This is a genomic window from Pseudoalteromonas sp. SWXJZ10B, from assembly GCF_015864475.1.
In the GTDB taxonomy this organism is placed as follows: Bacteria; Pseudomonadota; Gammaproteobacteria; order Enterobacterales; family Alteromonadaceae; genus Pseudoalteromonas; species Pseudoalteromonas arctica.
Genome location: NZ_JADYXD010000003.1, coordinates 1 through 12,420, shown reverse-complemented (window position 1 = coordinate 12,420; position 12,420 = coordinate 1). Strand labels below are relative to the sequence as shown.

General features: G+C 37.4%; 15 protein-coding genes and 2 tRNA genes. 5 read left to right on the top strand and 12 right to left on the bottom strand.

Translation table 11 applies throughout. The features are described 5' to 3' along the window. The first annotated feature begins 68 nt into the window (after nt 1–68). Together I6F54_RS03575 and I6F54_RS03570 are read left to right on the top strand one after the other, a co-directional pair. Nucleotides 69–650 (top strand): SRPBCC family protein, encoded by a 582-nt coding sequence (locus tag I6F54_RS03575; RefSeq protein WP_007580289.1) that lies wholly within the window; start codon nt 69–71, stop codon nt 648–650. Beyond that, nucleotides 619–1,506 carry a TIGR03899 family protein gene (locus I6F54_RS03570; protein ID WP_024590186.1) on the top strand — a complete coding sequence of 296 codons (888 nt, stop codon included), beginning with the start codon at nt 619–621 and terminating at the stop codon, nt 1,504–1,506. Before I6F54_RS03575 ends, I6F54_RS03570 begins: the two co-directional genes overlap by 32 nt. A 33-nt stretch (nt 1,507–1,539) precedes the next feature. On the opposite strand, the gene I6F54_RS03565 is transcribed toward I6F54_RS03570, so the two are convergent. The 10 genes from I6F54_RS03565 to I6F54_RS03520 all read right to left on the bottom strand — a co-directional run bounded on the left by I6F54_RS03565 (nt 1,540) and on the right by I6F54_RS03520 (nt 10,426). Then, entirely contained in the window at nt 1,540–2,310 is a 771-nt protein-coding gene (locus tag I6F54_RS03565; RefSeq protein WP_197139776.1) for a TIGR04219 family outer membrane beta-barrel protein, read from the bottom strand. 3 nt (nt 2,311–2,313) lie between these two features. Further along, nucleotides 2,314–3,300 carry a DUF2333 family protein gene (locus I6F54_RS03560; protein ID WP_010554262.1) on the bottom strand — a complete coding sequence of 329 codons (987 nt, stop codon included), beginning with the start codon at nt 3,298–3,300 and terminating at the stop codon, nt 2,314–2,316. 8 nt (nt 3,301–3,308) lie between these two features. After that, nucleotides 3,309–3,818, bottom strand: coding sequence for a copper chaperone PCu(A)C (locus I6F54_RS03555; protein WP_442960968.1), 510 nt, complete (start codon nt 3,816–3,818; stop codon nt 3,309–3,311). A 79-nt stretch (nt 3,819–3,897) separates the two neighbouring features. After that, entirely contained in the window at nt 3,898–4,224 is a 327-nt protein-coding gene (locus I6F54_RS03550; protein WP_010554260.1) for a hypothetical protein, read from the bottom strand. A 172-nt stretch (nt 4,225–4,396) separates the two neighbouring features. Next, nucleotides 4,397–4,603 (bottom strand): PspC domain-containing protein, encoded by a 207-nt coding sequence (locus I6F54_RS03545; RefSeq protein WP_008172691.1) that lies wholly within the window; start codon nt 4,601–4,603, stop codon nt 4,397–4,399. Between the two features lie 9 nt (nt 4,604–4,612). Continuing rightward, a complete protein-coding gene (locus I6F54_RS03540; protein ID WP_197139769.1) occupies nt 4,613–5,293 on the bottom strand; it encodes a PspA/IM30 family protein in 681 nt (226 codons plus the stop codon). Nucleotides 5,294–5,536: 243 nt separating this feature from the next. Beyond that, nucleotides 5,537–6,469, bottom strand: a complete 933-nt coding sequence (gene dusA / locus I6F54_RS03535) for a tRNA dihydrouridine(20/20a) synthase DusA (RefSeq protein WP_231616988.1) — start codon at nt 6,467–6,469, stop codon at nt 5,537–5,539. A 676-nt stretch (nt 6,470–7,145) separates the two neighbouring features. Then, on the bottom strand, nt 7,146–8,822 hold the full coding sequence (locus tag I6F54_RS03530; protein WP_231616985.1) for a methyl-accepting chemotaxis protein: 1,677 nt from the start codon (nt 8,820–8,822) through the stop codon (nt 7,146–7,148). A gap of 56 nt (nt 8,823–8,878) precedes the next feature. Next, a complete protein-coding gene (locus I6F54_RS03525) occupies nt 8,879–9,343 on the bottom strand; it encodes a hypothetical protein (RefSeq protein WP_101216902.1) in 465 nt (154 codons plus the stop codon). A gap of 462 nt (nt 9,344–9,805) precedes the next feature. Continuing rightward, nucleotides 9,806–10,426, bottom strand: coding sequence for a MarC family protein (locus tag I6F54_RS03520; protein WP_101216903.1), 621 nt, complete (start codon nt 10,424–10,426; stop codon nt 9,806–9,808). A 95-nt stretch (nt 10,427–10,521) separates the two neighbouring features. Between I6F54_RS03520 and I6F54_RS03515 the strand changes: the two genes are divergently transcribed. The 3 genes from I6F54_RS03515 to I6F54_RS03505 all read left to right on the top strand — a co-directional run bounded on the left by I6F54_RS03515 (nt 10,522) and on the right by I6F54_RS03505 (nt 11,927). Then, complete coding sequence (locus I6F54_RS03515; RefSeq protein WP_007580267.1) at nt 10,522–10,959, top strand: transcriptional repressor; 438 nt, start codon at nt 10,522–10,524, stop codon at nt 10,957–10,959. A gap of 75 nt (nt 10,960–11,034) precedes the next feature. Beyond that, entirely contained in the window at nt 11,035–11,502 is a 468-nt protein-coding gene (locus tag I6F54_RS03510; RefSeq protein ID WP_007580265.1) for a chemotaxis protein CheX, read from the top strand. Next, entirely contained in the window at nt 11,499–11,927 is a 429-nt protein-coding gene (locus I6F54_RS03505) for a secondary thiamine-phosphate synthase enzyme YjbQ (RefSeq protein WP_165721147.1), read from the top strand. The genes I6F54_RS03510 and I6F54_RS03505 overlap by 4 nt, the downstream gene beginning before the upstream one ends. A 220-nt stretch (nt 11,928–12,147) precedes the next feature. On the opposite strand, the gene I6F54_RS03500 is transcribed toward I6F54_RS03505, so the two are convergent. Further along, nucleotides 12,148–12,223 (bottom strand) — tRNA-Gly (locus tag I6F54_RS03500). Nucleotides 12,224–12,343: 120 nt separating this feature from the next. After that, nucleotides 12,344–12,419, bottom strand: a tRNA-Gly gene (locus tag I6F54_RS03495). Nucleotide 12,420 lies beyond the last annotated feature (1 nt).

Below are 12,420 nucleotides of genomic sequence, written 5' to 3'. Positions count from 1 at the left end.
ATCTAATTCATACTATAGTCGATTAATAAAAAGTTGTTGTATTTCAACTTGAAAAACTAATAAAAGGTGTGCTTATTAAACCATTAAAAATATTAATCAAATGCGTACTGTTATTACTATTAGTATTGGCACTGGTAGGGCTAATACTGCCTCAAAGTTATAGTGTAAATAAAACAATCGAAATTAATGCCAATCTTAAAGTAATAAAGCCGCTTATCACCGACTTTAGCCAATGGCAAAAATGGTCTCCATGGGAAAAAGTAGACCCCAGCATACGTTTTACTTTGGGCGAACCCAGTTCTGGCCTAGGGGCTCATCAGTCTTGGAAAGGAAAATGGGGGTATGGTGAAATGATCATAACTTCGGTAAGCCAAAATAAAGTCAGCTTCAACATACTTTTAAATGCTGAACATATTATTAGAGGCACTTTTAACCTTAGCGAGCAAAACGGTATAGTTACGTTAATATGTAATATTAAAGGTCAAACAACTGCTCCTTTAATATCTGGTTACACTGCAATTTTGAGCGAGTACGTACTCAGTAATACAGTTTCACTGGGTTTAAATAACCTTCAAACTGTTGCACAGCTTAGTGATCCACAAAGGATAATGCACAGTCATGACAGTCAAAACAGCACAGGCGAGAATTAATCTTGCCAACATCATCGAGTCCTTGCTTGGTTACCCTATAACAAAAGTAGGTAGTAACGGTGTACTACCTACTAACGAGCAAAGTTACGATATTAAGGGCAAAATTAAGCCGCTTTATCATATCAACAGTGAAAACTCTGTTTTAGCTCGCGCTCAAAAGCGCCAAGATTTATTACTCATTAAACAACAACAAAATATAGAATCAATTTTAGCAGTGGCTATGGGATTTTGCCCTGATGTAGCAAGTAGTAAACAGCCCGATGTTGATTGGGTAGAGCATTTTATAGCTCTGTGTGAAGATACTTCTAATGAATCAATGCAAATTTTATGGGCAAAAATTTTAACAGGAGAAACACTCAATCCTGGTACGTTTTCAATTAAAAGCCTACAAACTTTAAAGCATATGACACAGCGAGAAGCAGACTCTTTGCAAAAATGTGTGTCGCTCTCAGGCTATAACGAAAAAGACGACAGCCACTTTATATTACTCGGCTTTTACAAAAAACCATCGTTGTTTGATTTGCTACGAAAAGGCAATAAAGTATCTTTAAATTTAGGAAAAACGGGTATTAGCTTTCCTGATATTTTAACGCTCATGGATCTTAATTTACTGTATAGAAAAGAAATTGAATCTGCAGTGCTTAAAGCGGGGCAAGAACTTACCCTTTCATTTTTATCGCAAAAAGTAACGTTAAAAGCAAAGAGTAGTGATTTGGTATTAAGCTATTACAAATTTACTCAAACAGGTGATGAGCTATCTAAACTCATTAATTTCCCTGTCAATAAGGTCTATAAGCAGTTGATTAATAATGCGCTAGAGGGAGAGTTTGATTTAGCGTGGCACGCAATAAAATAATATGCCACGCTTCATTTAATTAGAAAATACTAATTAAAAATGAACCTGAATACCCGCAAATGGGCCAGATGCATCAATATCAGTAGTAATATCATCTACATCATCAAGTTCTAATACCATAGAGCGGTAACCGGCTTTAACAGCAACATCTACTGCTAGGTTATCAATAAGTTCCCACGCTACGCCTACTTGGTAATCTTGTACTTTACTATCGTCAATAGCCAAAAAGCTACCTTCAAAAAATACACTTAAACCAGTAAATGGTAAGCCAGCTTCGGCACGGCCGTATGCAAGAGGAACAAAACCAGAGAAGTCTTTGGTTTCGGTAAAGTTAGTACCACCATTTTGGGTAGTGCCGCTTACAACAATATCACCGTCAAACTGTTTAGCATTTAAACCTAGGTCTATTGAAATTAAGTCATTATCAAAAATTTCATAATAAAAAATATAATCAATATGCGTTAAATCACTTACCGTATTTACAGTAGAACCAACAACATAATCAGAACCATTAAAGCTAAATGTATCTGTAAGCAGCGCAGAACCATTTAACTCAAGCTCTGTATACCTTAATTTGATATTTGGTACTAACGGCACTGGGTGCTCAAGCGCCGCGTAATAACTTACAAAAGTCTCATCTTCAAAATTAAAATCTTGAGATGCATTATTTTTGTAAGAAAATTGGCCATCGTTATCTGATTTCCATCCATCAACACCTACGTATAAACCTAGTAGAGTGTCAGCTTGCGCTGCTGGTGCTAAACATGCCATTGAAAGGGCTGCTGCTAAACAATACTTTTTCATTTTTTATCCTTGAGCTAGTAGTTCGCTAAGTTCGATTAAAGCCGCATTGGCTCTAGAAATATAATTTGCCATAACTAAAGAGTGGTTAGCAACATAGCCAAAACCATTCCCGTTTAAAATAAGTGGGCTCCATACTGTTTCTTGAGTTGCCTCAAGTTCACGTATGATTTGTTGAACGCTTACACGTGCATTTTTCTTTTCAAGTACATCATTAAAGTCATACTCTATCGCTTGTAAAAAATGCAGTAACGCCCAAGTAGCACCGCGCGACTCGTAAAACACGTCGTCGATTTCTAACCACGGTGTTCTTACTTGCTGCTGCAGTGGAGCAAGAGTTGCTTGTTTATTAGATGAATTACCCGCTAAATCGGTGTTCACTTTTTCTTGCCCTACACTGGCACTTAAACGCTGACTTAAGCTACCTAAACGTTTTTCAGCTTCTTTAAGCCAACTACGTAAGTTATCTGCTCGTGCGTAAAATTGGCTATCGCGCTCATGCTCGTTAGCAATTTGTCCACGATATACCATTAAATAATCAATACCTTTTTGATACTCACCTTCAGCACTTGGCCATGCCCATGCTTCAGAGCTTATATTAAACTGTGGCTGCGCCTTTTTAAGTGCTTCATGCTCAGTAGACTGTGATTGCGAACGGCTAAAATCTTTTCGCATAGAAAGCGACAAATCACGCACCATTTCTAGCGCGCCATATTCCCACGCCGGCATATCATCCATAATAATACTTGGTGGTATTACATCATTTGATAAGTAGCCACCGGGTTTATCTAGTAAGGTATTTGCTACTGTAATTAATGTAGAAGTAGTTACGTAACCCGTAACTATTTTTTCATTACGAAGCTGCGCTTGCTCTTTGGCGTTTGCAACAACATCAAAACGTGAAGGCTCAGTGCTCCAATAAACAGCAATTGCGTAAAATATGATAAGCAGTAAAACAACTATTCCTGCTATTTTTCCTTTGTGTTGCGACATGTGTACTCCTAGTGATGAGCGTGTTGAGTAGATGGTTTTGACTGCGTAGCTTGCGCTTCAAGCGACACGACTTGAGCATTAGTGAACAAGCGATTACCGTCACTAAAATATAGCGTGAGTTTGCGTTCTTGCCCTACTTTTAATAGCTCTTGTGGTTCAAATACCATTAAATGATAACCCCCAGGTTGAAAACTGACACTTTCGTGCGCTTTAATTTCAACTGATTCAACTTGTTGCATTTTCATCATGCCGTCTACATGTGAATGCTCGTGTATTTCAACACGCCCTAAGCCATCAATAGTTGCCTTAGTTAAAGTTGCTGCGGCTCCACTGTGATTTATTAGCGTTAAATAACCTACAGTTGAAGTACTGCCAGGTAAAAACTCTCTAACTTGCGCGTTAGTTACTTCGAGCACAGCTACATCAGAACCATGATCGTGCCCTGAGTGCGCCGCCAACGATGACGAAAAAAAACTAAATATTAATGCAGAAGCCATCGAAAAACATAGTTTCGTCATCATTCTTATCCTTATGAAAACTTTAAATTACAGGCTAAATTTAACATAGTTAACCTATAATAGTCAGTCAAATTAAGGATTAAGAGGCTACTTTTTTGTTATCGGCAACAAGCCAGCACAACACTGCAACAAATAGTAACGGCCATGCAATCATTATAGATCCGAATAAAAGCGCTAAAACAGTCCCTGCTAATGCCACTACACCCGCACCAACTAATCCCATAGTAATTAAAGCCACTACAGCAACTACAGCAACAATTGCGGCCAAAGCACCTACAAGCTCGAGCCCAGCCCAGCTAATATCAGCAATCCATAACGGCAACTGCCAAGAATCAATCTGCACAAACGTAATTAAATCAGTAAACAGTAATAAATAGATAATTACACATACTGCCAAAGCTTTCATAGTAATTCTCCTTATACCAACCGGCTTATATATGAGGTCTATTTAACGATAAGAAAATTGCGCTATAACTAGGCAAAAATTTTTATATCTAGTTGCTCTAAATGAAAATTTTTAACAACGTTATAGAGTGATTTAATTCGTTAAATTGTTCAAATATTTATGCCTATTGGTATTAATACTCTTTATTTTCAAGGCAGCAATGCGCTATAAAATAACCAAGTGCAATTGCAAACGGAAAACTCAAAAACAACAAAATAGTAACTACGCGTGTTGCCCATACAGGAAAGTCCAATCTATGAGCTAAACCACTACAAACACCCGATATTTTTTTATTTAGAGTATCTTTATACCAACCTCGTTGACGATTAAAGCTGTTCATAGCAATCTCCTAAGCAGTTTGTTTTAAATTAGTATTTAAGTTCGCTTTTAAGCGAGCCAGTTCAGCATCAATTTTTTCATTTTTAACTAACGACTCAATTTGGGCACTCGTAGAGCTTACTGTATCAGTCAGCTCATAAGCCTCTACTTGAGCTTCAATACCTTCAACACGCTGCTCTATTTGTTCAAAACGAGACAACGCATGAGCTACTTTATCGCTTTGTAGTTGCGTACTGATTCGCCCTCTAGCAATAGCAACATTATGGCGTTGCATTAACTGAGCTTGCTTAGTTTTAGCCATAACCATTTTTTGCTGCAAGCGCTCACAATCAGACTTAATTTTTGCAATAGACTCTTGCAGTGTTTCTAGTTGAGTTTGCTTCTTTTCAATGCTTTCGTTAACGCGCTGCTTTTCAAGTAAGGCAGACTTAGCAAGGTCATCACTGCCCTTCTCAACCGCACGTTCTGCTTTAATTTGCCAAGCTGCTAATTCTGTTTTTTTAGTATCAATTTGGCGATTAATTATTTTCTCTTCACACAATAAAGCGGCTGCTGTACTACGGCACTCATTCAACGCATCTTGCATCTCGGTAAGCATCAAGTTTAAAAGTTTTTCTGGGTCTTCTGCTTTATCAAGCATAGCGACAATGTTTGATTGAATTACATCATTTACGCGGTTAAATATTCCCATGGTATTCTCCTGTTGATTTTTAATTAATTTCAACTAGGAGAGTCCAAGAGTTGTGCCAAGTTCATCAAAAAAAAATAAAACACTTAAAATCATAGTGATAAACGACAAGCACTCTAGTTTTTAGTGACTTCCAGCTGAACAACATAGAGTGTAATTGGCCAATAAATTATGATTTTGACTAATATTTAGGATCAAAAAAGCCACTCGAAAGTGGCTTAAATTTAGAATTTTTAAAGCTAAGCTTTATTCTGGTACAAAGCTTAATGCTTTATCCATTACCAATAAATCAGCTTGCTTGCCATGACCACTTTCAGAAAGGTGGCGTCTAAAACCTCGTGCACCAGGCTGCCCCTGAAAAATACCGAGCATGTGACGTGCAATATGCCAAAAATTAGCACCCAAACGCATTTCTTCTTCAATGTAGCTGTACATTGAGCGCACTACGTCGTGGCGTGATTGTGTGTTTGCAGCATCACCATAAATTTTCTCATCAACGTCATTGAGCATAAATGGGTTACTGTAAGCTTCACGCCCAATCATTACACCATCAATATGTTGTAGATGTTCTAGGCTCTGCTCAATTGTTTTAACACCGCCATTTAGGCTTAAGTCTAGCTGCGGATAATCTTTTTTAAGTTGATAAACACGTGGGTAATCAAGCGGTGGGACTTCACGATTTTCTTTCGGGCTTAAACCATTAAGCCATGCTTTACGAGCATGAATAATAAAATCATCACATCCTACTTTATGAGACGCTTCAATAAGCGCACATAAAAACTCATACGAATCTTGCTCATCAATACCAATACGCGTTTTAACAGTTACAGGAATACTTACTTCGTTTTTCATTGCTGCAACACACTCAGCAACTAATTGAGGCTCAGCCATTAAGCATGCGCCAAATCGACCATTTTGAACTCTGTCTGACGGGCAACCTACATTTAAATTTATTTCGTCATAACCACGCTCACCTGCGAGCTTTGCACATTGCGCAAGCGCTTTAGGATCAGAGCCACCAAGTTGCAGTGCAACTGGGCCTTCGTGTTTATTAAAATGTAAGTAGTCGCCTCGACCAAATAAAATAGCCCCTGTGGTTATCATTTCAGTATAAAGCACAGTATGTTTAGTCATTTTGCGATGAAAAGTACGACAATGGCGATCAGTCCAATCAAGCATTGGTGCCACAGAAAAGCGTCTATCCAAAGTACATTTATTCAAAGCAAACCTCAGGGTATTAAAGTTATTAAGCACAGCTTAAAAGGCGCTGCATTTTACACAAAAGCCTAGCGAGCATCAATGTAAAGAAAACACCTAAAAACCAAAATAATAATCTACACCAATTAAAATAAACCATATGACTCTGCTAAAGCCCATTTACCTGTGAGGTTAAACTTTCAACAGCTATGTTTATTTTTAGGTAAGGCAAAGTCTACGTGATGTGGCTATCCCTATAAATAGGCGATAACGCAGTATAAATACCAAACAGATGTTGCCCTTTGGATTCGCCCTTGGGGCGATTTACCTTTGTAGCCTACATAGGTTTAGATTAGGGATATTAACAGAACACAAAAACTTTGCCCCGTTTTTTAGCGAGCCCACAAGGTTACAAACCTCACGCCGCGATTAATTCCCCTAGATAAAACAAATCTTAAAACTGAAGATTTAACAGGCTCAATATATTAACGCGACTATTATTGATTAATTTGTCTGTGCGGCAATAATGAAACTAATACAACTGCAGCAAGACAAGCACATAACCATATTTCATAAAGCGATTATCTACCTTAGGCATATATATTTTTTGACGAGCAATAATTCGATTCCATTAACGCCGCTAAGCCAAAAATATAATTTAAACTTTAAATTTATTTAAATTCACTCTTAAATTTGCGATGTATCGGGCAATACTTTCATTCGCTTCTGATGTATTTTTTGCACCTGTAGACGTTTCTATTGCAATGTTAGTAATATTAATCAGGTTTTGATTTATTTCACTTACAACAGCAGATTGCTCTTCTGCTGCGGTAGCAATCTGTAAGTTTAAGTCTGTAATTTCATTAACAGCAATGGCTGAGTTGGCAAATATTTCTGACGTTTGAGTACTTTTTTGCAGGCACTCGTCAGCACTATTAATGCCTTTATTCATACTAATAACCGCATTTTTAGCTTCGCTTTGTAAGCGAGTAACAAGTCCTTGTATATCAATGGTTGAAACCTGTGTTCGTTGAGCAAGCGCTCTCACTTCATCCGCAACTACTGCAAAGCCTCTACCAGTATCACCAGCGCGTGCAGCTTCTATTGCCGCATTTAAAGCAAGTAAGTTAGTCTGTTCGGCAATACTTTGTATTGTGTCTAAAACACTACCAATGCTGTTCGTTTCAGTAACAAGGCACTCTATTACAGTGCTTGCTTCATCTATTTCTTGAGCTAAACGCTGAATAACAACTTTTGCCTGTGAAGCTTCTAATTTCCCCTTTGATACACGCTCTTTAACTGCTTCAGTTACGTCCGATGCATTTTGGGTATTACTAGCAACCTCTTGGGTAGTACAATTCATTTCCTCTACAGCGGTTGAAACCATTTCTGTCTCAGCTCTTTGCATTTCAACATTAACGACTGTTTCTTGCATTACAGTTACAGCAAACTTTGATGATTCATCTAATTGAGAGAGGTGTATATTAGCCTCGTTTATTGTTTCTCTTAGCATTAGTAAAAATTTATTAAATGCTCTCGCTGTATCTCCAGTTTCATCACCAGCGCTCTCGTCAAGTTTTAAAGTTAAATCACCATCGCCATCAGCTATTTCAATCAATCTATTTTTTAGCTTATTCACTGGTAAAGCAATTGCTCGACTGATCAAATATGATAAAGCAACGCCAACAATGACGGAGAATATAAATATATAAAGAATAAAATGAATACCTTGTTTCTCATCATTTTCAGCTTGGAGCGCTGAATTTAAGGTAAATTGTTGGATCTGGGACAGTAAAGCTATAAGCTTTTTATCGAACTTATCTTCCGCAACCTCTATTGATTTTACTTTATTACTCACACTAGAAATGGTCTGCGTTTTAGTCATCTCAATAACATCACTAATACTCACAGCAATACTTTGATACTCTTTATTTAAAAGCTTTAAATCGCTCGCGAGAGACTTAAAACTCAATTTCGCTTTTTCACTATGCAATTTATCAATTGAGTCAGTGACAAATTTTTCTGACTTATCAAATTCACTCTTAATTTTCTGTGTTAATGAAGTGAGTTTTTGCTCAATTTCTGCATTGTCACCCTCTGGATTTAAACTTACCTGTAATAAAGCTCGCTGAAATAATATTGTCTGTTCTAATTTATGTTCAGACATTTTAGAAAGCATATTGCTAAGCGGTATATCTCGCTCAGCTATATCAACTAGCTCTATACCAATTTTATTCATTTGTATTAAAGATATAACTCCGATCACAAACATTAGTAGTATTTGTGATACCCCTAGAAGGTATATTTTACTTGTAATAGACATTTTATTTAACATTTCAGACCTCTTAATAATTTAGGTTTAACCTAACTCTACAGTTACAAGTCAACACATTAAAAAGGTCTGGTAATAGCTAAACCCACAACAATTGCTTCTTCATTATCAATAAAATCAACAGCTATAGTGGGTGCAATTCCAAAATCTCCTATATGAAAATCATAAGCAGAACTTATGCGGTATAAATTTTCATTATGAGGGTGAGCTCCGCCAATTCTCTCCTCACCATAGCCCACACCTAAACGTATACTTTTGGTTGGATGATAATAAAGCGAAGCCAAAGCTACAGCAGTACCATCGCCATGATGAGCATCGTTTGTACGCTCAAATATCACCCCAGCGCCCCAAGCTTGAGTAAACTTATATTCATATTCAACACCAAACGTAAACTCAGTCTCACTATCAAAATGTGTAGTACCAATAAAAAAACCAGGAATATGCTTTACCTCATCACTGGCTTGAGCAATTGGAGCTAAAAAAGTTAATAAACATACCGTGAGCTTTACAGTTTTATTTTTCATAATTTTCTCTTTTAAATAAGGAAACAAAAAAACTCCCACACTACATCACCGTCAGTATTCCTTATAACAAAGCTAAAATGTAATAACTAAATAAACTGTTAAAAAAAATTTATTTCATATGTGGGGCAATATCACTAGTAAATATAGGAAGGGTTGCTTACTTAGTAAAATTTTTTATGAAATCATTCAAGACTATAAATGACGCAGTTTTATTTATATGAAACATGCTTATTTTTGCTGGGTGGGGTAACTCTTATCACTAATCACGATAGCAACATAGATTGAGGGCTATATTAATACCTATTCTCTGTACAGCACTCTATAGAAAGAAGTAAGGGAACACTTAAAAAACGTTGAGAGGAAGCTACGAAGATATTAAGTCGTCATTAGATCATAATGATCGCCAAAAACCCAGAACAGCAATATAGCGTAACGCCTTGCACCTCTAAGTAGGGACTACTTTTAATTAAATACCTGCAAGCCAAAATAATGGGCTATGCCATTTAAAATATTGGTAACCGCAACCGAGCTTAAAATAAGCCCCATAATTCTACTTATTATACTTGCACCACTATCACCAATTAATTTATGTACATGCGTTGCAAGCAGTAACAAAACCAGTACAACCGCTAATACAGCAAGCATCATTGAAGACGTTAGTAATTGCTCAACCCAGGTATATTCTTCATTACGAGTCATTAATACGGCGCCTAACATAGCGCCAGGGCTCGCGATAGACGGAATCGCAAGCGGAAAAATAGCGGTTTCAGTGCTGTCGCGTACACTTTTAATTTCGGCTTCAGGTTTACTTTCACCAAATATCATTGAAAGCGCAAAAATAAGTAATATGATACCGCCGGCTATTTGAAAAGCCGAAAGTGGAATTTCAATTGCGTTAAGTAATTGCTCACCTGCGAGTACAAAAAATAAGAGCACTAATGCAGATACGCCTACCGCTTTAAATATAACTTTACGTTTAAATTTCTCATCATCACCACGTGTGACTGCAATAAATACAGGTACAGTGCCAATGGGGTCAATAACCGCAAAAAAGAAAATAAATATAGCCAATAGTTCGTGCATTACTGGGTTTCCTAGGTAAAAAGCGCTTAATAAAAACGCTGCAACTACAACACAGTATGTTAGTATATCACGGTAGCATAAGGATAAGAGTAATGATGAATATAGAATCACTCGTAAGTAAAGCAAAACAAGTTTGTGACAACCGTGGTGCGCGTTTTACGCCTATCCGCGAGAAAGTATTTCGTCTATTAGCCAGTGCACAAGGTGGTGTTGGTGCATACGATTTGCTTGAGCAATTAAAAGTAACTGAAACAGGTGCTAAACCTGCAACTATTTATCGTGCATTAGACTTTTTAGCTGAACTAGGTTTTATTCATAAAATTGAAAGCACAAATGCATTTATGCTGTGCCATCATTTTGATCATATTCACCCGGTACAATTATTAATTTGCGATACATGTGGCTTTGTTAAAGAATTACACTCGAGTGTAATTTCGCATGAGCTTAATAATCTAGCTGCCGAAGGTGGCTTTGTCGTATCAGGGCAAACAATAGAAGCACATGGTAAATGTGAATCTTGCAGAGCATCATAATCCTTCAAAGTTATCCTTAGTGACTATACTCAAACTATATAGTCATTTCATAGAACAAATTTAAGAGTAGCCACTATGAATGTAGAATTCATCAATCCTTTTTTATCTTCTTTAATTAATGTTTTAAGCACTATGGCTCAAACTCAATTGAAGCCGGGTAAACCTCGCATTAAAACTGATGAGATAGCCTGTGGTGATGTATCAGGTTTGATTGGTATGGTTGGCCCGCAAACGCGAGGATCATTTTCAATTACATTTGATGAAGGATTAGCATTAACCATCATGGAGCGTATGCTTGGCGAACGCCCTGATACCATAGATGAAGAAGTTACCGATATGGTTGGCGAAATAACCAACATGGTAACTGGTGGTGCTAAAAATTTACTTGGCGAGAAAGGCTTCGACTTTGATATGGCAACGCCTATTGTGGTATCGGGTAAAGGTCATACAATTACTCATAAAAGCCAAGGTAAAAAGATCATCATGCCATTTAGCTGTGACGCAGGTAATGCAAACATTGAAGTTAGCTTCGATAAACTATGAGTTGGCAGCAAAAGCAAATTACATTAAAACCTCGCCTGCGAGGTTTTCATATAATTGATGGCGAAATATTATCTCAACTTCCTGAACTGGCGAGTTACAAAATAGGCTTGTTACATTTATTTATTCAGCATACCTCAGCGAGCCTTACAATAAACGAAAATGCAGATCCCACTGTTCGTATGGACATGGAAAGCCATTTCAATAAATTCGTTCCTGAGCGTCAACCTTACTACCGCCACGATTATGAAGGTGATGACGACATGCCCGCGCATATTAAAACCAGTACGTTAGGCTGCGAGCTAAGTATTCCTATTTCAAATGGTTATTTAGCGTTAGGTACATGGCAAGGCATTTATTTAGGTGAACATCGTAACTCAGGCGGAGCTAGACGTATTATAGCAACTATTCAGGGGGAGCTATTTTAACAAAAGCTTCAGGTTTCAAAGTATTAGCTCTTCTGTACCTCACTCATACCTCATAACTTCAAAGTACGACACCTTTCTTGTGGCGCGAAGCGATAGCTTCTAACAACCAAAACTTCAATGCTGAATATTGCACATAGAATAAAGTAGATAAGAGAGATTTTAAATTATAATTTTATTTATGATTTTTAATATAGAAAATTTTGAAAGGATATAAAAAGATTGGAGCGGTACACGAGGCTCGAACTCGTGACCTCGACCTTGGCAAGGTCGCGCTCTACCAACTGAGCTAGTACCGCATTTTTATTTCTTTAGTTATTTTACGTTGGTGCGCGACAGGTCGCGTTCAACATTCTAGCAACTGAGCTAGTACCGCATTTTACTTCTTTTATTCACTACAATTTCTTTTGGTCAGAAATTGGAGCGGTACACGAGGCTCGAACTCGTGACCTCGACCTTGGCAAGGTCGCGCTCTACCAACTGAGCTAGTACCGCA

Coding starts and splice junctions, on each gene's coding strand:
- I6F54_RS03550 (WP_010554260.1), bottom strand. CDS start 4,224: ATGAAAGCTTTGGCAGTATGTGTAATTATCTATTTATTACTGTTTACT.
- I6F54_RS03545 (WP_008172691.1), bottom strand. CDS start 4,603: ATGAACAGCTTTAATCGTCAACGAGGTTGGTATAAAGATACTCTAAAT.
- I6F54_RS03520 (WP_101216903.1), bottom strand. CDS start 10,426: ATGCACGAACTATTGGCTATATTTATTTTCTTTTTTGCGGTTATTGAC.
- I6F54_RS03515 (WP_007580267.1), top strand. CDS start 10,522: ATGAATATAGAATCACTCGTAAGTAAAGCAAAACAAGTTTGTGACAAC.
- I6F54_RS03540 (WP_197139769.1), bottom strand. CDS start 5,293: ATGGGAATATTTAACCGCGTAAATGATGTAATTCAATCAAACATTGTC.
- dusA (WP_231616988.1), bottom strand. CDS start 6,469: ATGCTTGATTGGACTGATCGCCATTGTCGTACTTTTCATCGCAAAATG.
- I6F54_RS03560 (WP_010554262.1), bottom strand. CDS start 3,300: ATGTCGCAACACAAAGGAAAAATAGCAGGAATAGTTGTTTTACTGCTT.
- I6F54_RS03505 (WP_165721147.1), top strand. CDS start 11,499: ATGAGTTGGCAGCAAAAGCAAATTACATTAAAACCTCGCCTGCGAGGT.
- I6F54_RS03530 (WP_231616985.1), bottom strand. CDS start 8,822: ATGTTAAATAAAATGTCTATTACAAGTAAAATATACCTTCTAGGGGTA.
- I6F54_RS03565 (WP_197139776.1), bottom strand. CDS start 2,310: ATGAAAAAGTATTGTTTAGCAGCAGCCCTTTCAATGGCATGTTTAGCA.
- I6F54_RS03570 (WP_024590186.1), top strand. CDS start 619: ATGACAGTCAAAACAGCACAGGCGAGAATTAATCTTGCCAACATCATC.
- I6F54_RS03555 (WP_442960968.1), bottom strand. CDS start 3,818: ATGACGAAACTATGTTTTTCGATGGCTTCTGCATTAATATTTAGTTTT.
- I6F54_RS03525 (WP_101216902.1), bottom strand. CDS start 9,343: ATGAAAAATAAAACTGTAAAGCTCACGGTATGTTTATTAACTTTTTTA.
- I6F54_RS03510 (WP_007580265.1), top strand. CDS start 11,035: ATGAATGTAGAATTCATCAATCCTTTTTTATCTTCTTTAATTAATGTT.